Raw genomic sequence first — 26,120 nt, forward strand, 5'->3', positions numbered from 1 at the left:
CCGGGATTTTGAGGGAGTCCAATTCGATCTGCCCGAAACGGACGGAAGTCTTTCCTACCTCGATGCTATCGCAGCGTTGGAAGCCGCGCAAAATCGAGCGACTAGTTGACGGCATCTGCGATAGAAGCCAATTCGAAGTTGCAACCGATCTTAAGTCGTTAGGCTCAACGGTATGCGCAACCTTGCACTGTTTTTAGGGCAAGTGCTTTATCTAAAAGCTGGAATACGGCACACATATTCGAGAAATGTTTTACCCTCTTCTTAGGGAGACCTGAGAATCGTGCCGTCCATTTTTGATAGACATAAACCGATCCGCAACAAATTGAAGACGCTGGAACCAACCGCGTTTCTGGATGTGGCATTGTCTCGTTTACATCAATTTGTCGGTGCCGAAGAAGATGCTCGGAAATGGAACGGTCAGTGGCCTTGGGTGATCATGCTGTTGGTCAGGTGGGCATTATATTATTCCGAGCCTGCGCTTGGACTAAAAGTCGTAAATCAGGATGACTTCACGACCCTCCTCAACGATGCTTATCGCTTGAGCAACAATGGCTTAAAGCTAGAAGGGCAACTGGATGAAAATGTGGCACCAATCTTTATACGTAGGTTGTACGGGTTCCAGATGCCGTACCAAGTCCAAACCTATCGACTACGTGGTAGCTCGGGTCGGCAGCTCATTCTTTTTCAGGAGATGGGCGCAGCCTATGGTATGGACGAAATATTCATCAAGTTCTCCGGCCTCACGCTAAAGGAATATTTTGACATCTACCACGCGTGCCTGACCGCCGTCCTTGTAGGCGACTCTCAACGAATTTCGATAGCTTACTTTGGGCCGCAGTTTGCACGTGACAAACTTGAGTCTTTTTTTTCGCTACTATCGCTCGATTTGGATCAGGCGAAGCGGTTCATCCGCGACAATACGCATCCAAAGTCTGACATCGAATTTCAGGTAAACGAGCACACGCCGCTTGAGCGGAGGCCATTCTTCAGATCCGGTCACCGGTTCATCCCGTATTGCGGGCAATTGCTAAAATGCGCCTTTATGAACAATGTCTATGACCTGTTCAGGGAGAAAGACGATGAGTTCGCCGGCGATAGGTTTGGTCCTGTGTTTGAAGCTTACGTCGACAGGGGGCTTGTTTATGCGAAGCACGGTGATTTGTTGCGCGGCCCCCAAGTGCAGGCGCTGCTACCTTTAGGGTCAAAAGGTCCAGATTTTCTACTGCGTCATGAAAAAGATGCGGTTTTTATCGAAGCTAAATGCACTGAATTGCACCCAATTGCCCGTGTCATTCAAAGCCGCCAAACAATCCTGCGAAATACGCGCGATACAATCTTGAAAGCTGTGATTCAGATTATGACCGCCGCAGCTCATCTTCGGGCGAGCGGTGAGATTGCAGACGACGTCGAAGTATATGGGATCGTAGTTACCTATAGAGATCACCTGATTGGTGGAGGCGAAGAATTTTGGGATAATGTCTGCGGAGATTATGTGACACAGGCCCTGAAAGAGGTGGGGTTAGAACCGTCAGTGAAGCCGGCATATATTCTGTATCTTAGTATTGATGATTTTGATTGGCTAATGGCTGCGGTACGTGAAACGAGAATGTCCATTGCGTCGATCATTCGATCCATAGCAGACGCAGATGCAGACTTTTCAAGCAGATGCTTGGTTGCAGAAACTCACTTTACTAAAATTTTCGGAAAATATTATCAGCCAGACTACGTAATTAAGGCCTCAGAGGATTGCTTTGACGGTCTTGTTCAAAAGCTGGTGAAAAGTGGCCGTTAGGCGACATTATGTTTTTACCGTTCAGGACAGATCATTGAATAAAATGAATTGGGCAGGTGTTTTTCAACGCGCGGGTCCGACCATGATGTACTCTCCGAACCGACGCGAACCGTAGTTTGACTGCGAACGGGTGCTAAGAGGTTTGTCGCCGTTATTTTAATACTGACATTAAATTCACGCGCAGTCGTTCCGAAAAAAGTGATCAGAAATTGCTGCGGCACTCTCTCGTTTGCTCGAAACTCTTCGCAGATTAAACTTGCCGTTTTGTGACCGAACGAAGGTTTGACCTGCCAATAAAATCTAGTGGGATCTCGTGGTGGGGAATTCCGGTGTAGGTTGGCGAGCGACAAAGCTGGTCCGCGCGCAGTGAAATCAAACCGATCTCCTTCATAGGGTGACGTTGGTCGTTCAGGAGGCTGTGGTAAGTCAAGGCTGCCGCGATATCGTTTAGCTTCGGCTTTGTCCTTCAGAAATGAAACGCCGTTGTCGACAGATAGTTCAAGGAGCAGCTTATGGGCTGTATGCGGGGAATTGTTGAACAGCCGGATTGGAAAAGTAATTGTGTTCAAATAAGTCGCCGCCGCCGTGTGAGCATCGTCGAAAAAGCCCCTGACGCGCGAGCGGTAGGTTTCGTAGCTGGCGTTGTAAGCGTCGATGTCAGTTTGGAAAAATCCGTTATTAATTAGCCCTTTGAACCCCTGAGCTTCATTGCGTTTCGATGGCAAATAGGCTTGAGGATTATCCCTTATAACGTTCAGGGCAAGGTCGGCGGCGAACTCAGGCGCGAGGGGCGCCAGTTCAGGCACCAACCAATTGATTTCGGTTGGATGTTCGACTTCGATAATCGGTCTTTCGGATTTTAGTTGATTGAGTTGAAAGGTTAATTCGTTCAGCTTTTGAGCTTCAATGTCAGGTTCTTCCTTTAGGCGCCATTCGACAAGGGGTTCGATTACGTCGTGGATGTGCCCCATGTCGTAAGCGGTGAGGCGAGGGCCAGAATCGTCCGACATCAGCTTACAGGGACCGCGAGCCAAACCTTCAATGAAGGACGCGACCAGCCGATCATCGTTGTTCGATAGATCGAGTCCTTCGAATTTAGCTGCCTGCTTTGCACCACTCACAAATCGAAGGGTCAACTTGGGATTTTTCGCGCGTAGTTCAAGTGCTCCGTTCGCCGTTCGCGGTGCCTCGTTTATTCGCTTCAGGGCTGCCCTAGCCCGGTCCCTGCGTCGGCGGACCGAGCTATTTTTGTGGTTGTCGAGTTCTTCAACGACAACCTTTGCCACTATAATTTCTAGCCAGGTAACGCCAGGCAGTACGTCGTGCCATGGAAGATCCTTTAGGTCTCGATATTGAAGGAAAAGGTTTGTGTCGACGAAAACCGACATCTGGGGGCCGTCTTGGGGTGGTAGCGGCACAGGACTAGCCAGGGGTTCCAAGTCTAGGCCAGCTTTGCGAAAAACCCGCTTTAACCGTTGCGACGCATCAGTAGATGCAGCCGTCTCAGCCCTCATCACACCGTCGGCAAGAATGGATGCAACGTGACCGTCATCAAGGTTGCCCTGCCTGTGAAATGGTTCGTAGTATCGATATAATTCGTTACGGACGAACCCTATGGAATCTCGCAACGTTAATTGGTAAACGTCCCGGATCGTCAAAAGATCACCCTCTTTCAATGAGGGGATATGGTCAGTCATTTCGGTTGAAAGCGCCTCATAGATTTCATCAGCGCGCTCAAGAATTTCAACTGACGTGATATCCTTTGCAGTATTTGCAGTTATCACATCGTTTCTGTAATCGGCCACTTGAAGCAATTGGCCTAGTTTTGCCCGAATTTTAATGTTGCGTTTTAAATTTATCGCGTTTGCAGCGTCGCGAAAATTAGTAATTATATATTGGATCTTGGGCATAATGGTGTGGTGTCTCGAAGTATGATTAAAAGTAATGGCTGGTTATACATTTATTCCTTGCTAGTGTGATAACTTAATAATTGACTACGCTAAGAAGTTCCTCGTTTTTCATTCGAACGAAAGCCGATTGTGCGTCGACCAGCGCTCGATATCGGGCGTAGGCCTCAACGATATGATCATACTGCTTTCTCAATTCCGGTAGAAAGTCCGAAATTAGCAACGGGGCGTCACCGCCTATACCGATACAGGTTTTGCCAGTGAGGGGATGCTTTACCCTTTTTGCGGTCGAAGTAATGCCGAGTTCAATTCGCTGTGGGAATTGGTGCATAAACTTGTTTCTGAAATTATGCGTCGCCGCCCGATGCGCCGGACCGGCGATGGGATCTAAGGCCTGTCTGAACCGAGTGTAAGATTTCTTCCAGGGCTTACCAGCTTTGTCAGCGTGTAATTGCTGTATCTTGTCATCTTCGGGAAGATCGTCAATCCAGGCTGCGACCTTGTTCCTATTCGCCTCGTGGCAGAGATGCGCTGACGCAAACAAGAAGCGGTTTTGAATCACGTAGGGCGCGGTTAGGGCCGCATTGGCTATTGGTTCGACAAATTCGACGATCGCATGAAATTTTTCTGAAATCTCCAGTGGCAAGATGACGGTTTCCCATGCTTCGAGATTATCAATGTACCGGCGAAACTGGTTTCCGGCATTTGACAGTTCCATCGAAAACCCATCGACCATCTCGTTGTAAGGGATGAAGGCGGGATGGAGTTTCGATGGGAGATCAATCCAGCCATACGGTAACGGCGGTAGAATGCGGCCTGCGTGTGATCGCGCGCGAATGAACTTCTGAAAAAGATCTATCGAAAGTTGGTCGTAGTTCATTCCCCCCCCCTTGGTTGCGTCGGATATTGCAGAATTCTTAGGTGATCGCCTAGTGGAAGTTTCGAGATTTGCTAAACGACTGCGATCCACGCCGGTCGCTGCCTTTTGGCCCACTAGAGAATTCGTCCGCTCGACTGAGGCGGGGGTGTAACGGCCCTTCCATGCAGTCTATCTGGGATAGTTCCGGCGTCAGGTCGTGCAGGCTCCGGGCAATGAGGTGAACGACCTCGCCCTCTCGCTGGATAGTGCCGGACACTTGAAGGAAGCTTGCGCCCATAATTATGCGCCGATGCAGATCGAAAACTTTGGGCCAGACGATGACGTTGATAACGCCGGTTTCGTCCTCCATGGTGATGAACACGACGCCTGAAGCCGACCCTGGACGTTGGCGCACGAGAACGATGCCGGCCACTACCGCGTATTTTTCGTCTTTTTGATTATTGCCATCCGCACACGACAGAATTCTCCGTTCCGACAGGGCGGGGCGCAGGAAGGAAACCGGATGAGCGCGTAGGCTCAGGCCCAAGTGGTTGTAGTCCTGAACCACTTCGCCTCCCTTGGTCATGGCCTTGAGTTGAACCGGCGCTTCTTCGAATTCAGGGATATATTCGTCGTGTTGGGCGCGCGCCGCGGCCGCGAATAGCGGAAGTTCTTCGTCTCTGAGGCCCTTAATGGCCCACAACGCATCCCGCCGTGACAGACCGAGCGCACGGAAGACATCACCGTCGGCGAAGGTAGTGAGGATAGTGATGGGAAGTTTGGCCCGACGCCAGACATCGTCGACGGTGGTGAAGGGTGTGTTCATGCGACTGGCGACCAATGTCGCGGCCTGAGCGTTCTGCATACTTTTGATATTGCGGAAGCCCAGCCGGACGGCGAACCGGTCTTCGTTCTCGGTTGGCTCCAGCGTGTTGTCCCATCGCGACGCATTGATGCAGACCGGCCGAATTTCAACGCCGTGTTCTCGGGCATCTCTGACGATCTGCGCCGGCTGGTAGAACCCCATGGGGAGGCTGTTCAAAAGCGCTGCGCAGAACACATCGGGGTGCCAGCATTTGAGCCAGCAAGAGGCATAGGTGATCAGAGCGAAACTCGCGGCGTGGCTCTCAGGGAAACCGTAGGCGCCGAACCCCTCTAACTGGCCAAAGGTCTGTTCGGCGAAGTCAAGATCGTAGCCATTGGCCAACATGCCGTTGATCAGCTTTTCCTTGAATTTCGAGACGCCGCCGGTGTGTTTAAAGGTGGCCATCGCGCGTCTGAGCTGGTCGGCTTCGCCGGGGGTGAAGTTGGCGCAGACGACAGCCACCTTCATGGCCTGTTCTTGGAACAACGGCACACCGAGGGTTTTGCCGAGAACCTTTTCCAGTTCCGGCGACGGGTACTCGACCTTTTCCTTGCCTTCCCGGCGACGCAGATAGGGGTGGACCATATCTCCCTGGATCGGCCCGGGTCGAACAATAGCCACCTCAATGACGAGGTCGTAAAAGCTCCGTGGCTTCAGGCGCGGCAGCATGTTCATCTGCGCCCGGCTTTCGATCTGGAAGGTACCGAGCGTATCGGCCTTCCGGATCATGGCATAGGTCCGGGGGTCTTCCGCCGGGATGCTGGCCATGTTCAGGTCGATGTCTTTGGCCTTACAAAGAAGGTCGAGCGCTTTTTGGACACAGGTCAGCATGCCCAATGCGAGGATATCTACCTTCATAAATTTTAGAGCGTCGATATCATCCTTGTCCCATTCGACTACCTGCCGGTCTTCCATGGCGGCGGGCTCGATCGGGACCATTTCGTCCAGCCGGTCCTGAGTGAGGACGAAACCGCCCGGATGCTGGGACAGATGGCGCGGCGCGCCTTCCAGTTCCTGAGCCAGTTGGATCGTAAGCTTAACGCGCCGGTCGTTCAAATTAATGCCGAGGCCCTGCGTGTGTTTGGCCTCCAAGCCTTCGCTCGACCAGCCCCAAACCTGAGACGTCAAGGTTTCAATCAGGTCACGCGGTAAACCCAATGCCTTGCCAACATCATTGATAGCGCCTTTGGTGCGATAGCGGGAGACGACACAGCAGAGCGCCGCGCGGTCGCGGGCATAGGTCTCATAGATCCACTGGATGACCTCTTCTCGGCGCTCGTGTTCAAAATCAATATCGATATCAGGAGGTTCATTCCTTTCTGCGCTGATGAACCGCTCGAATAGAAGGTCGTTTCGCTCCGGGTCAATCGAGGTAACGCCAAGTACGTAGCAGACCGCGCTGTTGGCGGCGGAGCCTCGACCTTGGCAGAGGATACCCTGACTGCGGGCATAGCGGACGATCGCGTGGACGGTGAGAAAATAGGGGGCGTATTCCAGGTCTTCGATCAGCTTCAGTTCATGCCGCAGGCTATCCATAACTTTTTCCGGCACACCCTCCGGATAGCGCTGGCGAGCACCCTGCCATGTGTACCGCTTCAGCGCTTCAATCGCCGACATGTCCGTCAGCACCTTTTCCTCGGGGTATTGATAGACAAGTTCTGACATCGAGAATTTGCAACGGTCGACGATTTCCAGCGTCCGGCGCAGAGCCGCGGCATAGCCGGGGAACAGGCGCGTCATTTCTTCGGGCGGCTTCAGGTATCTGTCCGCAAAACGCTCCCGGTTAAAGCCCACATCATCGATGGTAGTCTTGTTCCGGATGCAACTGAGGACATCCTGAAGCTTCCGGCGGCTCCGATCATGAAACAGAACGTCGTTGGTGACGACGGTATCGACGCCGGCGCGGCTGGCGAGGTTTGATAGGTCCAGCAGCCTTACCTGATCATTTTGCCGGCGACGTAGTGTTAGCGCCATATAGGCGCGATCGCCAAAGATAGACTTCATTTTGCGCAGATTGGCAGCCGTGATCTCGTCGGGGGCATCAGGCACCAGCACCGCAATCAAGCCCTCATTCCAAAGGCGCACATCGTCCCATGTCAGGTCGCACGCCCCTTTGCCTGCGCGGCTTTTGCCAATCGTGAGCAAACGGCACATGCGGCCGTACCCCGCCCGATCAATCGGGTAGACGAGGAGGGAGGAACCGTCCCGCAGATCGAGCCGGCAACCCACAATTAGCCGGATACCGTGGGCCTGGGCTGCGACGTGAGCCCGTACGATGCCGGCGACGCTATGTCTATCGGCCACCCCCAGCGCTTCGATACCGAGGGCTTTGGCTGTGGCGAACAACTCATCAGCCGAAGACGCGCCGCGGAGGAACGAGAAATGCGTTGTCACCTGAAGCTCAGCATATTTCATGCGAACAGGCCGTGCATATACCACCCTTGTTTGCCGGTATCGTCGAACTCGCCGTCACCGTCACGAAAGACCCAGTACCTTTTACCGGTTTCGTCCACGAGGTAGAAATAGTCACGAACGCTTTCCAGTTCAGGATCGCGCTTCCACCACTCTCCGAACACCCGTTCAGGGCCATCGGCCTGCACAACGCGCCGACGCTGGCCGCGCCATTTGAACGTACGCGGTGGGCTATCCGGCAAGAGGGCCATAACCTCAATAGTTTCCGGCCGGGGGAGGAGGCGCGTCGGTCGCTTCCAATCATTCGACCACGGCGTCTTGACTTCAGTTTCCGGCGCGACCCATTGCACGCTGCGTTCCGGCAGATCGGACGCCGCCGGGCAGGGCCGGTCTATCGCCTTCTCACCAAGGCGGTTCGAGAGGATGTCGACCAAGGAACCAATCTCCGGCGTCTCTGCACCGATGAGGCCCGAAGCGAATTGCCGCGCTTCGAGTGGTTCCGCCAAGGTGGCCGACAGCGTAATGATCTCGATACCGAAGCCGGGGTTTATGGCATTGAATTTGTCTCCGACGAGCCGCATCAGTTGCTTGACGTCCCGCACGGGGCGAGCGGTGGCGATGCGTACACTTTCGATTTGATTGTCGACGCGGTGAAATAAGAGGTCCGCCAGACGCACGCCGAGCCCCGCCACTTCCAACGCGTCGCACAATTGGCCCAGCAGTTTGAGCGTATACCGACGAATGGTCTCGTCCGCCGATATCGGTTCGGCGAACACGCGCTGAACGCTGATCGTTTCCGGTTCGCGTGCGGCTTCAATCGGTTCGCGATCCTTGCCAAAAGCCTGATCCAGCCGACGGCCCAATTCCGGCCCGAAGCGCAGGATTAACGGCGCACGCGGTTGGTGGGCGATGTCGCGGATACGATCAAAGCCAAGGGTACGCAGGCTATCGACCAGTTTTTCCGGCAGCCGCAAGGCGGCAATGGGCAGATCGAGGAGTGTGGTTTCGGTTTCGCCGGCGGGGATGATGCCGCCAAACCGACCACCGAACCGGGCCAGCGCATGAGCACCACCCCACGTATCGGCGAGGGAGCCGATCGCCGTAAGGCCCGTTTCCTCCAGCCGTTGTAGAATGGTGTTCAACATGTTCGCCTCGCCGCCATGCAAATGGTCGGCGCCGGTGGTGTCGATCACTAGCCCATCAGGCGCGTCGGCGGCCACGATGGGGGACATGCGAAGTGCCCATATAGCCAGACGCTCCAGCGCGCGAGTATCCTCGACTGGATCGGCATCCATGAGAAAGAGGTCGTTGTAAAGCGCCTGGGCCTTCGTCACCGGCATGCCAGGCCGAACGCCCATTTTCAAAGCGAGGTCATCGACCGCGGTCACGATGCGCTTGCCGCGTTCAACGCCTTTCAGAACGAGTGGCACCTCACGCCCGGGCGCGCCAGATCCCGGTGTCCGGCGAAGCCGCTCCGTCGCCCAGAACGGCAGGTAAAGAGACAAGACCCTGCTCATCGCACGCTTCCAATACGAAATCAGCGCATTCGGCGCCTTGTACGCGTAGTAATTCCACCGCCCAGCGTGCCCGGGCGACCCCTGCCACGCTCAGCTTTTCCGGCAAGACTTCCGAGACACGCCACTTCGTGCGCGCCGCCGTCGGCTGTCCAAAATCTCCCGCTTCGGTTTCCCGTCGCCATCGTCGTAACGCCAGTGCCAGCGTGCCTGTGCTTTCGGCTGCAAGTTGGAGGCGTCGGGATGCAGTCATATCGAGTCTACCGACTTCAGCGACGACGGCGCTCAGACTGCCGTGCCGTAGGCCCTCTTCGAATGCCAACAGCACTGACTTTTCGTCATCTGCGGTGACGCGCATCAAGCGGTCCGGAGGTAATCCCGCCTGCGCAACGCCGGGCGGAAAGAGATCGCTGCGTGTTAAGCACCACAACACCTGACCGCCGGTACGTCCGGCAATTCCGGCGCAAAAGGCGGCAGCGGCGGCGCCGTCGATAGCTCCGGAACCGCCTCCTGCGACCTCATGCAGTGAGCCTAAAGCCAGGCCGCCCCCCGGCAGGCGTTGATCAACTTCCCGCACACCAAAGGGGAGATAGGTCCGTTCGCGACCGTCAACGGTCTCCAAGCGGCGGATGCGCGCCCTGAGATCGGCAAGGGTGGAGCGGGTAGGGGCGGGCACGGGGTGGGGTCCTTCTGACGCATCGGCTCTCAGTGAAAAATGATTATGTTCGCTTTTTGTTCTTAACTTCAGAAAAGAGTCAATAGGGCAAGTTTGGTCGGGCGAGGGAGTTGAAGGCACATGCTTGTGCGTAGCCTAGATCGAAATCCATGCTTGGACAGTGAGTTGCCAAGAAATTCTCATCCAATCTTGGTGTTTCGAAAATCGAGAATCTTTTTTGCCGCTAGTAAGTCACGCCCGCGCTGCGGGCAATTTTTGGCGTGTGACATTTTCACAACCATTAAGGGTATTTGTGGATAAGAGGGGCGGCCTGTGGATAAAATCATTTCGCAAATGCGGAAACGGCATTATCGTACTCATGGTAAATAAATTACCTTAACGCGGTCAATGCAGTAGGCATGGAGTTGCGGATGATAACGCACGCCGATCACTGGAGAGATGCGAGCAATTACCAATCGCTCGTGGAAATGGACAGGGTTGGCTGGGCGTGGGCTTGGCTCAGGCGCAACGCTCGTTATCGGGAACGACCGAGAGGCGAGAGCCCCCTGATTATTTCCCCCCAGCAGCGCGAGGTAAAGGTGGTCCAAGCGCGGTCGGCGTTAGATGCCGGCCATTGGGGGGTATCCTTTCGCACTGGATGAAGTTTCCTTGGGAGACAGAGCGCGTGTATTCTGGCGACCGGACTGGGATAAGTCGGTACTTTTGGTACGTACATTGCCAGCCTATAGCGTAGAGAATGCCTTTGACCTGCACCGGTACGGCGGCTTAGCGAACGTCCTTATCCTTGAAGAAGGTTTCGAGGTGGTGTTGTTGACCGATGGCGTTCGCCATCTTCAGCTATTTGTTCTCGAAGGATCGGTTTTATCAGGGCCCGTATACCTTCGCTACGCCCTTTCCGGGTTCAAGCATTTGGAAAGCCGGATAATGAGCTTGCGTCGATTGGTAGGATTACATCAGCAAGGCAGGTTCGTTCAGAAGCTATACCCCATAGAAACCAAGGCCGAGAGGTGGGTCTACGCTTTGCGCGCTTACGATGGATACGCCGCAGGTGCCAGTCAGCGGGATATCGCCATTGCTCTTTTCGGAGAAAGGGCCGCAGAAGAGTGGGCGGATGGTTCGGATTTCATGCGGCTAAAGGTGCGGCGATTGCTAGGCTATGCTCGGAGAATGGTTGAAGGAGCTTATGGCGATTTGATAAGTTAGCCCCTACGGAAAAATGTGCCGAGACGAAGGTGTGGCGAGTACACGAATGGCAATATCTAACCAAGAACTACAGAAAATAAGACATCTTGACGTGGAAAATATTAATGGGCGGGTGATCGCCACTTTAATGTTTTACATTGAAGATAGCTGGGAATGGTGGGTCGAAACGGAAATCGGCCTAATGAAGTTGCAGGGATGGCCAGCAGAAAGCGGTTACTTCGGAAATAAAGCTGAAAAGCAAACCGACATGAGCTTTTTGTTTTTAGATTTTTTAGTTCAACGCGCCAGTATTCCATCTATTTCCACGTACATCACCGGAATAACCGATGATATATTCAATTTGTCAGCTTCTCTTAAGAAAGTTGCGTTTCTACATCACAAACGAGACGAAATCGGTTACGGTTTAAGCCGAATGATAATTGGCGAAATTGAATATTTGATTTCGACATGCCGTGCCATTTATGATTTGCTTCAAGAATTGATCGCAAAGGTTTGGCATACGATAAAGTTACACGACGAAACCGCTCCCAAAAAGAAGCAATTGGTTGATCGTTTTTTCAAGATGGTTGCTAAGGGGACGCCTGCGATACCGTTGTCAGTTAATGAAATTGCTGAAACATATAAGATTCCAGCGCAACTCGCAGAATTTTATGTACGGCAATCGTCATATTTTTTGGCACTGAGGGATTTCCGTGATCGGATAATTCACAGCGGTAAAAGCGTCGATACAGTGTTTGTCGCAGATGACGATTTCCTTGTAAGAGAAGCTTTTGTTCCCTTGTAGGTTTTGGGCGAATATTTAGATTCTGATCGCCGTGACAATGGGTTGGTGGCATTGACGCCAACTCTAAATTCAATCGTTTGTCGGACAATACTTTCATTGAATGACTTCGCGGAGACTATCCAGTCATTCGTCGAGTTCCCTCCCCCGTTGGCACCCGGTATGCAGTATTACCTGCGCGGATATTTCGACGAGCATTTTTCTAATGCGATTGCAGAGTTTGAAGGGCGAATGAAACGGTAGTGGCGTCGAGAAGGCGTCGACGCGCTTTAGCCAGACTGCCTAGCGCTTTCGTTTCCCATGAACCGAAACCGACGTCTCGACTACATCCGGATCGCCCACGATATCGTTCGGTGCGCCATCTAATGAGAACAATTCACCTGGGTTGACGCCCAACACTCTTGCAAGGCGATAGATAGTACGACCAGTTGGATTTCGCCCGCCAGACTCTAGTTGGCTAATGTAGGCTTGGTCTACGCTTCCAAGTCGAAGGGCCATCTCCTCTTGCGAAAGGTTTTGCAACATCCGCAGCCTTCGAAAGTTCCAACCAATCAGTCTCTCAACATCCATGCCCTACAGCATGCCGGGGCGCCGGAAGCGCGCCATGGATCATGATCCAAGGTCTGCTGCTTAACCGCATTAGCTCCCATATTTTTCTTTGAGTTCATCAACAAGAGCTTGATACTCAGGCGGAAGGTTATCCGTATCAAATAATTCGCGCGGGTTGACGCCCACAGCAGCCGCCAATCTAAACGCTGTTCTCGACGTGATATTTTGAGCGCCATTCTCAATAAAGCTAATGTATTTTTGGTCGGCTGTGCCCATACGTAGGGCTATTTCTTGCTGCGTCAGGTTTTTTTCCTGCCGAATTCTCTTTAAATTCCAACCTAATATTGCTTCCGGTTTCATGCGTTAAGCGTCGAACATATGAGAGTTCGTCGCCATGGATCATGATCCATTTTTCACGTGAGTTTCATGGATCGTGATCCATACTTTGTTCCTTCTGACCTGCCGGTAACGAGCAATGGACAAAGTACCATTTAGTGAAAAATCCACATTGTTGAGGCGACGTATAGCGGGACGTCGGCAGGTATTGACGCGCCCGACTGAAACTCCTTGGGTTCGTGATGTTGACCGCTGGTTTGCCGACTATGTTGTTCCGTACGAGCGGCAGTATTTGTGGTTGGCGCGTCGGCTCACAGGGGAAGGTGACGCGGCCCGCGATCTGGTGCACGACGTCTATGCAGAATTGCTTGCCGGGGACGCATGGCGCTCGATAAAGACGCCGCACACTTGGGTCATGCGGGGAATAATGTCTCGTGGGGTGGACCGAATTCGGCGGTCCAAAGTGGTGTCTATGCGCGCCTTGCCTGACGTTGAAAGCTTGGAATTTGCAACACAGGAACTGAATGGGTTCGAAGCTGTGTCTGTCCGAGAACAGATGCGCGTGGGCCTGACTGCCATTAATGCCATGCCAGACATGACGCGGCGCGTGCTGATTATGCGGCGTCTCGACGGTCTGTCGATAAAAGAGATCGCATATCGTTTGAATATGACGGTCAAAGGCGTCGACTACCACATCGCTCGCGGAGCATTCCTCTTTAATCAGGCGATGGTAGAATCTGGCCTGGAAGGTGTGGAGGCCATGGGGGGAGGAGGCGTAGCCCTAAACGCCGCACGCCGAAAGGGCGTACGCGACGTTGATTAGACTACCGCTTTAAATTGAATTATGCTTCGGTGTACACACGGGAGCGTGTCCTTGGGCTGAGCGGGATGACGATCGCATGACATCGGAAGCTACCACGACGATCGACGAACTTTCGGAGATCGCCGCGCAGTGGTTTGCGCGGATGGACAGTGGTGAAGGAAATCACGCCGAATTTGAAGCGTGGCGCGCGGCCGATCCGCGCCATGCTGCCGCCTTCGCGCGCGTCTACGCCTCCATGCGTCAGATGGAGAAGCTTCGGGGATTGACCGCTCCTGTGGAGCCCTTGCCTAAACCCACGCGCCGGTCGTTTCTCACAACCGGGCGGTTGGCAGCGGGGGTCATCGCCGCCGTCGCCGTGGGCGCTATCGGCTATAATTTCGGCGGTGGCCGCGTTCGCGCGGAAACGGCCGTCGGAGAGCGTAAATCGGTCCGTTTCTCAGATGGCAGCCAACTCGAACTGAACACAAACACAAAGGCCGCTTGGCACGTAGAAGGCAACCACCGCGAGTTATGGCTGGAGCGCGGCGAAGTGGCGGTGCGTGTGGCGACCAACTCAGCCCCTCTACATCTACAGGCTGGCAAACATACGGCCGAACTGGCGCCGGGCGAATATATTGCGCGGTTACGTGACACCTCATTAGACCTAATCAGCCTGTCCGGTACAGCCACGGTTGGCAGTGGCCAATCAAATCCGATGACTGTTGCGCCCAATCAGGCGGCCATCCTAACGCAAGGTGCGGGGAGGGTGCGTTCGGTATCGTCGAATGACCTACACTTCCTTACCGGTTGGCGAAGCGACGAATTGGTGCTGAGCGGTCAGGTCCTGAGCGAGGTCATCGAGGAGTATAATCGATACCTCGACAAGAAAATCATCATTGCCGATCCCGACATTGGAGCTATTCCGATAGGAGGGCGATTTGCCAATCACGATCCGTCGAAGCTTTTGGCAGGATTGGAGTCCTCCTTTGATATTCACGTGGCACATGAAAGCAACAGCATCATTTTATCCCGATAATTCGGGTTTGTCCGACTAGGGATTAAATCTTACCCTCTCAACTATCGATGTAACGCCCCCGTTCGCCTAACGGCCGCCTGTCACGAAAGTGACGTACATCTGAGGGGATAATTTCATGTTTGTAAAACCGCGTTCCTATTGGGCCACCCGCACCTCGGCCTGGGCACTTGCCGCTGGAATGGTTGTGCTATCTGTGTCGTGCGTGGGAGCCGACGACGGCAAACGCGCCTATTATATCGAAGCCAGATCGACGGCAGCGGCATTAAATGAATATGCGCGTCAATCCGGCGTCGCCATTATGTTCGACTATGGTGAGGCAGCCAAAACCACCGCTCCGGCCTTGAACGGCGCTTTTACGCGCAAGGAAGCCTTGGCGGTTCTGTTGGCCAATACCCGGTTTGTGGTAGCCTCCGAGGGTAATGGTGCCATTTATCTAAAGGTGTCGGAGAGGCAAGGGGGACAAGGTAGCGCCAGCGCCGTCAACGAAGTCGAACCCACGGAAGTAGTCATCACGGGCACCCGCTTGCGTGAGGCGACCGCTTCCCCTGTCAAGCAGATCGGTCGCGCCGAAATCGAAGGATCGGGGTACGGCCAGACGGGCGACCTACTTCGTGCACAGCCGGAAATCTTCGCGGGCGGCCCGAACCCCGGCATCCAAGCGGGCAACTCCCGACAGGGGCAATCGAACATAACCAACGGGTCAACGATCGACCTGCGAGGCCTTGGCCCCGATGCAACCCTCGTCCTCCTTAACGGCAAACGCTTGCCCGCCAACGCCTATACACAGGCTCCCGATATCTCCGCCATTCCGCTGGCGGCTCTGTCACGCATCGAAATCCTGACCGACGGTGCCTCGGCCGTTTATGGCGCAGACGCCGTGGCAGGCGTCGTCAACTTCAAACTTCGCAAGGATTTCGACGGCGTGGAAACCGCGGTTCGCGTCGGTGGCGCGACCCAAGGCGGGGGCGGTGAGGAAGCTGCTGATATAACCGCCGGGAAGACCTGGTCTGCGGGGTACGGTCTCATCGGGGTCAGCTACCGGACCCAAGACCCGATCTTAGCCGGTCAGCGGGATTTCACGTCCGGCGTCGTGTCGGGCAACAGCCTCATTCGTGAAGATGAACGCAAGTCCGTGTTTCTGGCGGGCGAACATACCTTATCCGATAAGGTGACGGTGCGAACCCAAGGGCTTTTCTCTAAAGCGCAGTCGGCATCCTCCCAACGCAACAATCCGACGGCGATCCTCTACACCGATCGGACCGCCGTGCGGACAGCCAGTCTCGGTGTCGGCGCCGATTACAAGCTGACATCCGACTGGACCCTGGCGCTCGATTTGAACTATTCCGACGCCGCCGACGACCGTCAAACCTATTCGGCTACGAGCGCCTCACGTAACAACTGGACCAATCGCAGCGAGTCCGCCGAATTCGGGGCGACCGGCATTCTGTTCACTCTGCCCAGCGGCCCGGTCCGGGTGGCGACGGGACTTGGTTATCGCCGCGACACCTACGGCTTTGTGGGCAGCGTGCGAGAAGGGGCCAAGCGCCATATTCGTTTCGCCTATGTCGAAGCTGTCGCGCCGCTGGTGACGCCGTCGGATCGCCCCGGTATGAACCGTCTTGATCTCAATATCGCCGTCCGCACCGAAGCCTACAGCGATTTCGGCGACACCACGACGCCCAAGGTCGGCCTGCGCTACGTTCCCTTGCCGAACCTAACCCTGCGGGCGACCTGGGGCAAATCCTTCAAAGCCCCGAATTTCAACCAGACGGCCGCCGCCGGGAATATCTACTATTACCGCGCCACCAGCGTCGGCGGCACGGATGCCAATCAGGCGGCTCTCGTCGAATATGGCGGCAATCCCAATCTGAAACCGGAAAAAGCCACATCATGGACAGCCGGTCTCGACTGGACTGAGACAATCACGGGGATCAAGGTTACCTCGACCTATTTCCACATCGACTACACTGATCGGGTAGTGGTGCCGATCGCCGTCTTTGGCGCGGCCTTGTCGAACCCCGCCTATGCGGCCTTCGTCATCCGCAATCCGACCTCAGCCCAGCAGGCTGAGACCATGTCTTCGCTCTATAACGGTGGGCAGTTTTATAACTTCACGGGTGGGGCCTATTCGGAAGCCAAGACCATCGCCATCCTCAAGGACCGCTGGGTCAACGCCACAGCGCAGGAAATTTCGGGTGTGGACCTGCGGCTATCCAGACGCTTTATACTCCAAACGGGTAGTCTTGACGCTAGTCTGTCGGTGACCGACCTGACCATCAAGCAACAGACCATCCCCGGTGCGGCCGAACAGACCCTCACAGGGACCTTGTTCTATCCCGCCTCGACGCGTCTGGTGTCGGGCGTGGCCTGGCAAGGGGCGCGTCTACGCCTGAGCGGGACTGTGAACTATGTCTCCGGCGGCAGCGACACCGGTGTTACCCCGCGCGAACATATAGCGTCGTGGACGACGGCCGACCTGACCGCCAGTTGGAAACTGACCGCGAAGGGAAACAGCGAGTTACAACTGGCCGTCACCAACCTGTTCGACCGCGATCCGCCCTATGCGCGTGGGGCCGGCGCCACTTATCCGGGGCTATATTTCGACAGCTCGACGGCCTCGCCGGTCGGACGATTTACGGCCCTGACCCTGCGGCACCGCTTCTAAAGTCCAATGTCACCTTTAAACGTGACGCTGCACCGGCGGGCCTGGCTCGCCGGTGCAGGTGCGGCCCTATGCTTGCGTGATGCGGCCTGGGCAGCGGGTGCGGCCGGGCGTCCTTTCGATATCGACGACTATCTCAAGCGCGAATCCCTGATCGATATCGTTTTCAATTTGAAGGGTGATGTTTGGGCCGCACTGATTCAACGCCCTTTGACCGCCCGGGGTTTTTTCACGCAGAGCGACACGCAGGTAACGCCGCGGTGCGACGTCTGGCTGGCGAAGGCCGATGACCGTTTTGAGCGTGTGACCCATGGACCTGATTGGGCGCTGACACCTGTCTTTTCACCTTCCGGCGCGCGTCTGGCCGTGCCGCGCGTCGATCGGTCCGGTCGCGTTCGACTTGAGGTTTATAATGTCAAAACCCGTGCAAAAATATGGGGGTCCGATTTGCCCCAAAGCCTGGACGTCACAGCGCACCTTTTCCCTCATCAAGGGCGTGCAGCGTGCCTGTGCTGGCGGGATGACAATCGTATCCTGATCGTCGTGAACGGTGGCGCCTATCGCCCCCGTTCGCTTAATGGGCTCGACAGTTCTACCCGCAACGCAGCTTTATCCGAAAGAGCGATAGAGGGCGACTTATCTGTGCGCCGATGGCGCAGTGACGATACCGCAACCTGTGGCGCGGGTGCACAATTGGTCGAATTGAATCTGACGAGTTCGGCGCATCGCGTTCGGGCGACCGGCGATATTCGCGCGGTAGCCTTCGCGCCAGATCATAAGCGGCTGGCGGTCGTTCGCGCCGAAGGCAGGCCACCTTTACCGGCGGGGCGACCGATGCCCGCGCCGTTGGGTGAAACGGCGGGAGGTTATGAAGACACGCGGGTTGAGTTGCGCCTTGATCTGGTTTCGCTTGAAGATGGTGCCGTGCAAGGGACCAATTTTCGGGGGGTGGGGGGGCAGCCCGCAGCCTTTGCGCCCCTCTGGTCGTATGATGGGAAACGTCTCGCCGTGCCGCATCGCACGCGTTATTCGGATCAGCCGGGCGATAGTGCCGTGTGGTGTCGTGGTGCCGATGGTAATGTGAGAATTGAGGCGGCTCCGTCACCTCTCGACGCGATCGTGCGCGCCCATGCCTATGTGGCGGAGAGCGATGAGATGTTGTCGGGAGGACTTCCAGTCAATCGACCGACATTCGGAGACGCCCGTCGCCCCTTGGGCCGGTCGATTGGCGGACGGGTCGAGCGAAGCGGGGAGAAGGTGCTGGTGCTGGTCGGCACCCGTCTGACGGTGTGGTCACAGGCTTCGCCAGAGGTCATTACCGTCGATATGGTGGAACCTGATACCCTGGCCACCGGCGGCGGTGCCGTAGTGTTTGTAAGTGGCCACGGGGGCGCGCGCAAACGGTACTGCGTGACAGCGGGCGGTATGACGACTCAGCCGGAGCCGACCGCAGCGCGGCCTCTGGATATGACCTTTCGGCATCCGGCGTACGTCGGACTGCTTGGCTTCGAGGATGCGCACGACGCCACGCGCCTCATCGAATGGCCATCTTGTCGAGCGTTGCCCCGCACGCGCTATCTTTGCAATCAGCATGTGGCGGAGGTTCGGGAAGCGCGCCCGGAAGTCGTGTCTTATTCGGCTGTGGCGGGGTACGCTCGAACCGGCGTCCTTTATTGGCCGACCCATCCGGAGCTTCAGACGAAGCCGCCCGTTGTCGTTTACGCCTATCCGCAATATGCCCCCGACGTGCGATCCCGGCTCGGTCGCGTCAATAGTCGCTCGGCCTGGATGATACAGGCGCTGCTGGCCGAAGGCTTTGCGGTGTTTCACGCGGCGTTCCCGATCGAGAGCGCAGTTGAGTATAACGCGCCCTTCCGGCGGGTGGCTGACGAGGTGCTGCCGGCGCTGGACGCGCTTGACCGCCGCGAAGATATCAAGGCCGGGACTTACGGGTTTTATGGCCATTCCAATGGCGGCTATGCCGCCTTGGCGCTAGGGGCGCAGACCGATCGCTTCAAAGCGATTGTCGCCGCTGCGCCGTTTCCCGACAGCTTTGACACTGACCTTTCAGTAACCTCTGAAATCCAACGGCTAGACTGCGCGCCCGCCATAGTGCAGGCGCGACGGCATTATCTCGAAGCGCCGAATGTGCCATACGCCTATGGGGCTGATCCGATCAGTGGCGTCGGGCGCTTTACCGCCGACAGCCCCCTCTACAATCTGGCTAATTATAAGACACCGACCTTGATACTGTATGGTGAAAACGACGTTTCCCTTCCGGCAGTGGAGAAGATGTTCCTGGCCAAGCAGGCAGCGGGGGTGCCAACGGAACTCGACACCTATTGGGGCGACAGTCACGTCCTATCGAGCCCCGGCAATATCCGCGACGCCACCCGCCGTCAGGTGGCATGGTTCAAGCGCTGGCTGTGAAACTCACCACTGTCGGCACCAGGTCTCAACGCCCGCCAAATCGAGCAGTACGCAGAAGCCAATGTCGCGCGCGGGCGTGGGTGCAGTGAGATAAGCTTCTATGGCTTGGGTATCGATGAGGCGATGTTCCGCCAGCAATCCGCCCAGCAGGTAATGGCGCAGGAAGGGCTTATGGGTCTCGTAAACCTCACCACAGAAGCCGGTGAACTCCCCCTTCGTGCGTCTCCCGGCCACCAGAGGTGGGAGGCGATCAGCAAAGGCGTCGCGCGCCAGCGACCGGTTGCGGCCCTGATCGATCCACATCCAACTCGGTACCGCCAAACAGGCCTCCATCACAGGCTGCGACAAAAGGGGATAGCGGATCGGTCCGAGTTGCGTTCGCTCCTGAAGGTCGTACAGGTTCTGTGCGCGGATCAGCGCCAAGACGTGTTCAAACTTGCCTGGTAAAGCCGCTTTTGGAGCATCCATCCAAGGATGAACCTGAAACGCCGGCACTTCATCGGTGGCGAGAAAGCGTCCATTCGATTTCGGTACGCGCCGTGAGGATTTCAGGTGCTTTTTTGCCGCCAGACGCAGGGCCGTCCAGTAGGAACATTCGTGCAGGTGCGACAGATTCCGAACCGCTTGGAAGAAGGGGGCGCTTAGGCCGAAGGTGCGAAGGGCGTCGGTGGCGGGGGCCGCCGTATGCAGATAGCAAAACACGTTGTCGCCCCCACCGCCGGAGAAAAAGTCAGTCGCCCCAATACGCCGCGCCTCTGCTGCCAGCACGACGTCGACCGCTGATTGCAGTACGCCGACGCCCGGCAGTGGCAGCTTCACAGCCAAGGCATGTGGCAATTCCACTGGTTCCGATAAGAGTGGAAGCGTATGAAGCGCGACGCCAAGTGTATCGGCCATCGGTTGCGCATATCGCCGCTCATCAGCACCCCCGCCGGGGGTGACGAGGTTGGCGCAGTGCGGCTGGGGCTTCCGACCGATCAGGGACGCCGCTACGATCGAGGAGTCCAACCCTCCGGACAACTCAATAAGTATATTCTGACTGACGCGAGACCAGGCAGTGACGCTATGATCGACTGCCCGGCGGACCTGGGATTTCAGGCTGTCCGATGGATAGCTAGGTTGAAAACCCGTATAGTCCCAAGGGGTCCAAGCGGTGTGTGTGACGGATCGTTCCATCTCATGCTGGACGGCGCAACCCGGCAGAACTTCTTCGACGTCGGCTAGGGCCGTTCGTCGCGTGCGTACGCCGGAAAAATGCAGGCGATGGCAAAGTTGAGACCAGTCGATCCGAGGAGCGGTCGCCGTCGCGCCTGTCAATTCGTCAACACACGAAGCGTAGTAGAAGGCGTCCGCATCGGAGGTGGTGAAGCAGGCCAATCCGCCCCCTGGATCACGCAGAAGGGTGGGATGATGAACTGTGAAAAGCGCTATGTAACTGCCCCAATACCGCTCCAGCAGCGAAACTACATCCTTGGCGTTGGCGGGTGGTTCGGCCGGGGTACCAGTGGTCCGCCCGAACAGGTCACCGAGGACGAGGCCGTGATCTGAAATCAAGGGGCGAAAGGGGAGGTCTGGCGTGGCAAAAAGAAGGACATTGGCACGATCATAAACCAGATCCAGCGTTCTCGTAGCCATGCGGGCGATCTGCGCTTCACGGAATGCCGACGCGAAAGCCGTCCCCTTGGCGATGATGCAGAGGTATGTCCGCCTCATCAGATCGCCAGAAGTGGGGTGTGACGGATAGCGCGATCCAGAGTATCGTTCAGGACGGTCGACCCCGCCTGGAGCCAGCAATGGGCGGAAAACGGGTTAAGCGCTACGCCGAACACGAGAACCACGTCGAAGCCGCGCCGGCCCAAAAACCGCTTCATGGCCAGAGAATCGTGAAGGCAGACCCGGGGAAGAGGGACCAAGCGGCGCGTCGTATTAAATTGGGCCGCAGCGGTCGCCAGATCCGGGGTCTTTGTACGTTTGGGGAGGGACGTCCGCGCGCGCGATAGCAACTGGTGTAGGGGCGTCGTTTTGACGCCGATCATCGACGCAGCGGTAAGTAGACCGATTTCCGGAAGGTTAGGCCACGAGGGCGCAGCCGATGCCTTTGTCTCAACCACACTGTCTGTCGCCGTTGGCGGAAAATTACGTTGAGGCTGCGGGCCGTCATGGGTGCGCAACAGGTCGGCTGATATCAGGCGCGACAATGACACACCCGCCGCAGCGTGACCCGATAAGGCATCGAGGAATACGCCGCGCAACGGGTCGTTCAATTGAAAATACCGATCAGTGCGTACGTCCAGACAGATGACGCGGTCGCCGATGGTGCAGTGAAACAGGTGAGGGGAGGCGATATAAGACATGATCCACGCGCTGTTTAGAGCACGCAGGTGCTAAGCACCTGCGTGCGAGTGGGCTCAGTCTTCGGAAATACCCATGCGGTTCTGCTGGTCCGACGGCTCCGGGCCGCCTTGGGCGCCACCTTGCGTTTCGACGCTGGCGGTGCCCAGTTCGATGATGTCTTCGACCAGCGGAGCATAGTCGACGGGCTTGTCATTGGTACGCATCTTACTCTCCTATGTCAGAAAACCATGCAGTTCATGGCGTTATGAGCGTAGGATCGGAACGCGGGTATATGAATTTTATAATCCGATTATAATCCGATTATAATGGGGGCTAATCGTCGTCGTCAGGTACGGCGATGCCTGCTCGCCGATCCAGTTCCCTTTGCAGAAGGCGCATGTATTCTGGCACTTTCACGGAAAGCGCCTCGGGTAACGAGTTGGCGGGAATGTGGCTCAGCCGACGGGTTAGCTCGTTCAGGTCGAAAAGCTGGCTAACGTCTCGGACAGACAGTTCGGTGATGGCTGTTGACACGTGATCGCCCCACGTCTGCATATGACGTGTGTGTTCAAAGCCCTCCAACACCTTTACGAGATTTCTGTCCGTTTGGGTTACCTCGGCGAGCCACGATCTGACGACTTGTTCGTTTTCAAATTCCCGCCAACGAAATAGAAGGGAAACAAACTGCGGGTGACTTATAAGGGCTTCCACATCGGGTAGTTTCGCCTTCAGTTTAATGACCCATAATAACTCGGCACGAGCGCGCTGGGTGTCCGTCATCAATGTGCGCTCTGGCGGCGAGCGCTTTCCGTCACGGCCCGCGTCAATTGATATTAATGTGGCCGCGACTGAAAGTCCCTGGGCTCTAAGGAGGGCGTCGAGAAAGAACTGCCCTCGGGTTTCGAGATCGGAAGTTTGGAGCATGTACCAAAAAACGCTGCGCCAACCGGCCGTGTAGGGCGCCGCCCCGAAAAGCCCAGATGTGCGTTCCAGGGTTTCCGCGAGATCCATGATTGCGGGTGCCAGTGTTCCGATGTTCGCAAGCGGCAAACTGCTCCGGATTTCATCAAACCGGTTCATCAAGGCTGACAGGAGGCCACGCTCTTTCAAAGAGGCGAACAGGCTATCGAGCCTATCTCGGTCATGACTAGCAGCAAGCACTTCCGCGAATTCCGATTCGCTAATCATATCGTCCGGCAGGCGGAGGGTGAAATAGCGATCAAACATTCGGCGCGAACACACCCGCTTCTGTGCTGACCATTCTACTGCGAATTCACCATCATAGTGCATGCCGCCCTGAAAAGCCCAATCCGCCGAAGGGAAGAGCTCGCGCAGAAACGGTTCAATCGCCGCACGACGGTCAGCAGGCAGTTCGGCGGGAATTATATTTCGAATCCTTTCGGCATCCCCATTCACTTGAGCGTGGTGGGTTTTGGTGAGGAGATCTTTGTTCCGAGCGATCGCCTCGAAGACTTCCGGCTCAAAAAGGCGAAGCGTTTCAAGCGCCATCAGATCGACGACGTTGACCTCGAAGGTATGGCTGCCTTCATGCAGCTTAGCCTGAACCGCAGCCGCAGCCGTATATCGGTGAACGTCTCGCAAAGTGCGGAAATGCCGCTTCATACCTCCATGGTAGATATTACCCCATCGGACCTGTTCAAACCCGTTTTCGGTTGTCAGGACGTTTTCGAATATTCGATTTAGCGCATCAAACAGCACCTTCTCGACGCGCGCCCCCTCGACGGTCGGAATATCGAAACTGGCCTGCACGATTTTTTCGAGATATTGCCGCCCATTGTCTCCCGAAACCGGCGCGAGCGCATTCTCAACGATGTCCTTTTGAAACAGAAGGAGGTAACTGATATTGGGTAGGTCCGCGTTGACTTTCACATGGCGGAAGATCAGGCGAATAGATTCAGGCTCAAGTCTATCTATATCGTCAATGACGACGATCAGGGGCCGCTCAAGCTTTTTGAGAACCTTTTCCAGGTGTGTTCGCACCAAACGAATGGGCTTGTCAGGCTTCTCCGAACCGGCGAACGCTGTTAGCAGTTTGCCGATCAGCCAGCTTCCTCCGCCGAGGCATGTCAGAATGGTGGCGCCCAGCTTGAGCCAGCCTGGAGTGACGAATTGCAAAATTCCGACGGAAATTAATCCCGCGGCGGCCAGCCAACCGAACCATTTCAGAAGGTTTTCCGAAGCCTTTTTGAGAGGTGACGCAATGGCCGTGAAGTAGCTGGCATATTGTTTAAGCGCATGTCGGCGCTCCCACCCTTTCAACGGATCTTTGGTCTGACCGAGCGCGCTACCTATTTCCCGATAGAAGGCCGCAGTAATTGATGCGCCTTCGTCATATTGCCAAGGGTTGAAGTGCAGTACGGTTGTCGGAGGGGACTGAACCTCAATGACTTCTGTAATCAGATTTTTGACCGATGATTTTCCAGAACCCCACGGTCCGCGCAGAGCGACGACAAGGCTGTGATCGCCGGTCCAGTTCGACAACACTTTCGCAATAGATTCCGAAAAGGCTTTGCGGCCCAACAAATCCTGCGCAGCCGTTGTGATAGGCGCTTCCGCCGAGAACAGAGCAGCTTCATTGGTCAGAACGGTCTTTGGCTTGCCACTTAGAAATGGAATTTCAAACGTAATCTTCACGGTACCCCTCCCATGTGCGCGACTCGTTATCCAGCCGAACAGCATGGCCGACCTATAGTTGATTCCAAGGCAAAAATAATCGGGAGGTGGGCTAGGGATAATCGCCGTTGCAAACGCGAGTTATTTTTGCGCGAAGGCCGAACGAAGATGCAGAAGGCGAACGATTTCCGGAACGATCGCAAGACGCCTCTGAAAGTAGTCTGCCAGTGAAGTCTCAAATGCGAGAAGGGGGCCCGTTTGCCAAGTTCGGATAAGATTTTCGAGTTCAGCCGCCCGATCCGGAAGGAGCGTTTCCTTGAGTGTGCGAACAAGATGCAGGCAGTCGTTCGCGCGACGTACCGAGGCTTCCATACCGTCATTACCGGACGCAATCGCAATGGCCAGAAAGAACCGCGATGTAGCCTCCGCGATCGGTAGGGTGCGCATACCGTCAAAATCGATTTGCGCTAAAATATCAGGGCGCGGTGGTGTGCCTTTGCGAGCGGCGTAGAGGACTGAAACGTGCAGCCATTCGTAATGGCCTTCAAGACCAGGCTCAGTGACCGCAGGGACCGAAAACCCTTCGCGGCGATGGGCTTCCACTAACCCTTCAGCAGACAGGCGTCGCAGGGCTTCGCGTATCGGAATGTGGCTGGTGCCCACAAGCGCTTTAAGCCGGTCATTGTCGATACGCTGGGCCGGCCAGAACAGCCCCTCCATTAGGGCCTGTTTGATGATCGCGTACACCTTCTCAAACGCCAGCGGTTTACCCACCATGGGTTACACTCCTGTCGCCGCCCCGGCGTAGTTCAGGCCTGTAATTGGTCCGCCACGCGCCGGTTTCTGGCGAGGAGGAAAGTTTGTGTCAGTAATACCTTTAAATCAAGAGTTGTGGGGTGTGTGCCGCCGTAGATTTGGAAAAATGTATTTGGTTGCACTACGTTTTTTTCTAAAAATTGAATTATAATCCAATTATAACGCAACTGCGAGAAGGGGTTAACCACTACCGGTGCGAAAGTGTCACAATTGCGTGTGCATTTTCGGTTCACCCTTTTTAAGGGGTATAATAGGCGCGAAAAACGACCTCGGTCGGCAACCCACTTTAGGATGAGTCGATTGGCTTGCGCCGTTGCAGCACAAGATAGACGCCTAACGTCCCAATTGTCGGCGCTCAACCTGCTGTCGACGCCGATCCGCTCGATTCTGTATTCCCTCACTCTCAGGGTGCACGCCGCCGCCTTTCCATTCATCGGAAAACAGCCAGTCTTCGTAGTAGTGTAGCCAGAGGTCAGCCCAAGGCAGAATAGTCTCATCGAAAAAGGAGAGGG

General features: G+C 55.7%; 20 protein-coding genes. 8 read left to right on the forward strand and 12 right to left on the reverse strand.

All coding sequences use genetic code 11. The annotated features are described in order from the left end of the window. Positions 1–280: 280 nt before the first annotated feature. Entirely contained in the window at positions 281–1,792 is a 1,512-nt protein-coding gene (locus AEYBE204_RS32050) for a hypothetical protein (protein WP_155908393.1), read from the forward strand. A gap of 14 nt (positions 1,793–1,806) precedes the next feature. On the opposite strand, the gene AEYBE204_RS32055 is transcribed toward AEYBE204_RS32050, so the two are convergent. From AEYBE204_RS32055 to AEYBE204_RS32075, 5 genes are all read right to left on the reverse strand, one after another. Beyond that, positions 1,807–3,702, reverse strand: a complete 1,896-nt coding sequence (locus tag AEYBE204_RS32055; protein ID WP_023462653.1) for a PIN domain-containing protein — start codon at positions 3,700–3,702, stop codon at positions 1,807–1,809. Between the two features lie 73 nt (positions 3,703–3,775). After that, positions 3,776–4,579 carry a hypothetical protein gene (locus AEYBE204_RS32060; RefSeq protein WP_023462654.1) on the reverse strand — a complete coding sequence of 268 codons (804 nt, stop codon included), beginning with the start codon at positions 4,577–4,579 and terminating at the stop codon, positions 3,776–3,778. Between the two features lie 49 nt (positions 4,580–4,628). Next, entirely contained in the window at positions 4,629–7,838 is a 3,210-nt protein-coding gene (locus AEYBE204_RS32065) for an error-prone DNA polymerase (RefSeq protein ID WP_023462655.1), read from the reverse strand. Beyond that, complete coding sequence (locus AEYBE204_RS32070) at positions 7,835–9,265, reverse strand: hypothetical protein (protein ID WP_023462656.1); 1,431 nt, start codon at positions 9,263–9,265, stop codon at positions 7,835–7,837. The genes AEYBE204_RS32065 and AEYBE204_RS32070 overlap by 4 nt, the downstream gene beginning before the upstream one ends. 1 nt (position 9,266) lies before the next feature. Next, positions 9,267–10,025 carry an ImuA family protein gene (locus AEYBE204_RS32075; protein ID WP_023462657.1) on the reverse strand — a complete coding sequence of 253 codons (759 nt, stop codon included), beginning with the start codon at positions 10,023–10,025 and terminating at the stop codon, positions 9,267–9,269. 467 nt (positions 10,026–10,492) lie between these two features. Between AEYBE204_RS32075 and AEYBE204_RS41110 the strand changes: the two genes are divergently transcribed. From AEYBE204_RS41110 to AEYBE204_RS32085, 3 genes are read left to right on the forward strand one after another with little or no spacing between them, the layout of a single operon-like run. Further along, complete coding sequence (locus AEYBE204_RS41110; protein ID WP_369751900.1) at positions 10,493–10,666, forward strand: transcriptional regulator domain-containing protein; 174 nt, start codon at positions 10,493–10,495, stop codon at positions 10,664–10,666. Continuing rightward, positions 10,629–11,228 carry a DUF2285 domain-containing protein gene (locus AEYBE204_RS32080; RefSeq protein ID WP_023462658.1) on the forward strand — a complete coding sequence of 200 codons (600 nt, stop codon included), beginning with the start codon at positions 10,629–10,631 and terminating at the stop codon, positions 11,226–11,228. Before AEYBE204_RS41110 ends, AEYBE204_RS32080 begins: the two co-directional genes overlap by 38 nt. 46 nt (positions 11,229–11,274) lie before the next feature. Further along, positions 11,275–12,012 (forward strand): hypothetical protein, encoded by a 738-nt coding sequence (locus AEYBE204_RS32085; RefSeq protein ID WP_023462659.1) that lies wholly within the window; start codon positions 11,275–11,277, stop codon positions 12,010–12,012. Between the two features lie 279 nt (positions 12,013–12,291). On the opposite strand, the gene AEYBE204_RS41115 is transcribed toward AEYBE204_RS32085, so the two are convergent. Together AEYBE204_RS41115 and AEYBE204_RS40050 are read right to left on the reverse strand one after the other, a co-directional pair. Next, positions 12,292–12,579, reverse strand: a complete 288-nt coding sequence (locus tag AEYBE204_RS41115; protein ID WP_081724688.1) for a helix-turn-helix transcriptional regulator — start codon at positions 12,577–12,579, stop codon at positions 12,292–12,294. A gap of 69 nt (positions 12,580–12,648) precedes the next feature. After that, complete coding sequence (locus AEYBE204_RS40050) at positions 12,649–12,918, reverse strand: helix-turn-helix domain-containing protein (protein ID WP_081724689.1); 270 nt, start codon at positions 12,916–12,918, stop codon at positions 12,649–12,651. A gap of 115 nt (positions 12,919–13,033) precedes the next feature. Between AEYBE204_RS40050 and AEYBE204_RS32090 the strand changes: the two genes are divergently transcribed. The 4 genes from AEYBE204_RS32090 (at position 13,034) to AEYBE204_RS32110 (ending at position 19,824) form a co-directional block, all read left to right on the forward strand. Next, positions 13,034–13,717, forward strand: coding sequence for an RNA polymerase sigma factor (locus tag AEYBE204_RS32090; RefSeq protein WP_081724690.1), 684 nt, complete (start codon positions 13,034–13,036; stop codon positions 13,715–13,717). Positions 13,718–13,793: 76 nt separating this feature from the next. Further along, on the forward strand, positions 13,794–14,732 hold the full coding sequence (locus AEYBE204_RS32095; protein ID WP_023462662.1) for a FecR domain-containing protein: 939 nt from the start codon (positions 13,794–13,796) through the stop codon (positions 14,730–14,732). Positions 14,733–14,847: 115 nt separating this feature from the next. Continuing rightward, a complete protein-coding gene (locus tag AEYBE204_RS32100; RefSeq protein WP_023462663.1) occupies positions 14,848–17,397 on the forward strand; it encodes a TonB-dependent siderophore receptor in 2,550 nt (849 codons plus the stop codon). 72 nt (positions 17,398–17,469) lie between these two features. Beyond that, positions 17,470–19,824 (forward strand): prolyl oligopeptidase family serine peptidase, encoded by a 2,355-nt coding sequence (locus AEYBE204_RS32110; RefSeq protein ID WP_162148409.1) that lies wholly within the window; start codon positions 17,470–17,472, stop codon positions 19,822–19,824. Between the two features lie 3 nt (positions 19,825–19,827). Here AEYBE204_RS32110 and AEYBE204_RS0120410 read toward each other — a convergent pair whose 3' ends face one another. From AEYBE204_RS0120410 to AEYBE204_RS32125, 5 genes are all read right to left on the reverse strand, one after another. Continuing rightward, entirely contained in the window at positions 19,828–21,537 is a 1,710-nt protein-coding gene (locus tag AEYBE204_RS0120410; protein ID WP_023462666.1) for an asparagine synthase C-terminal domain-containing protein, read from the reverse strand. After that, a complete protein-coding gene (locus AEYBE204_RS39565; RefSeq protein ID WP_023462667.1) occupies positions 21,537–22,178 on the reverse strand; it encodes a lasso peptide biosynthesis B2 protein in 642 nt (213 codons plus the stop codon). Before AEYBE204_RS39565 ends, AEYBE204_RS0120410 begins: the two co-directional genes overlap by 1 nt. Positions 22,179–22,232: 54 nt before the next feature. Further along, complete coding sequence (locus AEYBE204_RS40360) at positions 22,233–22,382, reverse strand: benenodin family lasso peptide (RefSeq protein WP_023462668.1); 150 nt, start codon at positions 22,380–22,382, stop codon at positions 22,233–22,235. 109 nt (positions 22,383–22,491) lie between these two features. Next, the gene (locus AEYBE204_RS32120) at positions 22,492–24,813 is read right to left on the reverse strand and encodes a P-loop NTPase fold protein (protein ID WP_162148410.1); all 2,322 of its coding nucleotides are present in this window, start codon (positions 24,811–24,813) and stop codon (positions 22,492–22,494) included. Between the two features lie 120 nt (positions 24,814–24,933). Continuing rightward, complete coding sequence (locus AEYBE204_RS32125; RefSeq protein ID WP_023462670.1) at positions 24,934–25,569, reverse strand: GntR family transcriptional regulator; 636 nt, start codon at positions 25,567–25,569, stop codon at positions 24,934–24,936. Between the last annotated feature and the right edge of the window lie 551 nt (positions 25,570–26,120).

Source organism: Asticcacaulis sp. YBE204 (genome assembly GCF_000495855.1).
Taxonomy (GTDB): Bacteria; Pseudomonadota; Alphaproteobacteria; order Caulobacterales; family Caulobacteraceae; genus Asticcacaulis.

What these genes read in the sequence shown, in the direction of transcription:
- AEYBE204_RS32055 (WP_023462653.1), bottom strand. Translation starts at nt 3,702, where the DNA reads ATGCCCAAGATCCAATATATAATTACTAATTTTCGCGACGCTGCAAAC.
- AEYBE204_RS32060 (WP_023462654.1), bottom strand. Translation starts at nt 4,579, where the DNA reads ATGAACTACGACCAACTTTCGATAGATCTTTTTCAGAAGTTCATTCGC.
- AEYBE204_RS32065 (WP_023462655.1), bottom strand. Translation starts at nt 7,838, where the DNA reads ATGAAATATGCTGAGCTTCAGGTGACAACGCATTTCTCGTTCCTCCGC.
- AEYBE204_RS41110 (WP_369751900.1), top strand. Translation starts at nt 10,493, where the DNA reads ATGGACAGGGTTGGCTGGGCGTGGGCTTGGCTCAGGCGCAACGCTCGT.
- AEYBE204_RS32080 (WP_023462658.1), top strand. Translation starts at nt 10,629, where the DNA reads ATGCCGGCCATTGGGGGGTATCCTTTCGCACTGGATGAAGTTTCCTTG.
- AEYBE204_RS32085 (WP_023462659.1), top strand. Translation starts at nt 11,275, where the DNA reads ATGGCAATATCTAACCAAGAACTACAGAAAATAAGACATCTTGACGTG.
- AEYBE204_RS41115 (WP_081724688.1), bottom strand. Translation starts at nt 12,579, where the DNA reads ATGGATGTTGAGAGACTGATTGGTTGGAACTTTCGAAGGCTGCGGATG.
- AEYBE204_RS40050 (WP_081724689.1), bottom strand. Translation starts at nt 12,918, where the DNA reads ATGAAACCGGAAGCAATATTAGGTTGGAATTTAAAGAGAATTCGGCAG.
- AEYBE204_RS32090 (WP_081724690.1), top strand. Translation starts at nt 13,034, where the DNA reads ATGGACAAAGTACCATTTAGTGAAAAATCCACATTGTTGAGGCGACGT.
- AEYBE204_RS32095 (WP_023462662.1), top strand. Translation starts at nt 13,794, where the DNA reads ATGACATCGGAAGCTACCACGACGATCGACGAACTTTCGGAGATCGCC.
- AEYBE204_RS32100 (WP_023462663.1), top strand. Translation starts at nt 14,848, where the DNA reads ATGTTTGTAAAACCGCGTTCCTATTGGGCCACCCGCACCTCGGCCTGG.
- AEYBE204_RS0120410 (WP_023462666.1), bottom strand. Translation starts at nt 21,537, where the DNA reads ATGAGGCGGACATACCTCTGCATCATCGCCAAGGGGACGGCTTTCGCG.
- AEYBE204_RS39565 (WP_023462667.1), bottom strand. Translation starts at nt 22,178, where the DNA reads ATGTCTTATATCGCCTCCCCTCACCTGTTTCACTGCACCATCGGCGAC.
- AEYBE204_RS40360 (WP_023462668.1), bottom strand. Translation starts at nt 22,382, where the DNA reads ATGCGTACCAATGACAAGCCCGTCGACTATGCTCCGCTGGTCGAAGAC.
- AEYBE204_RS32125 (WP_023462670.1), bottom strand. Translation starts at nt 25,569, where the DNA reads ATGGTGGGTAAACCGCTGGCGTTTGAGAAGGTGTACGCGATCATCAAA.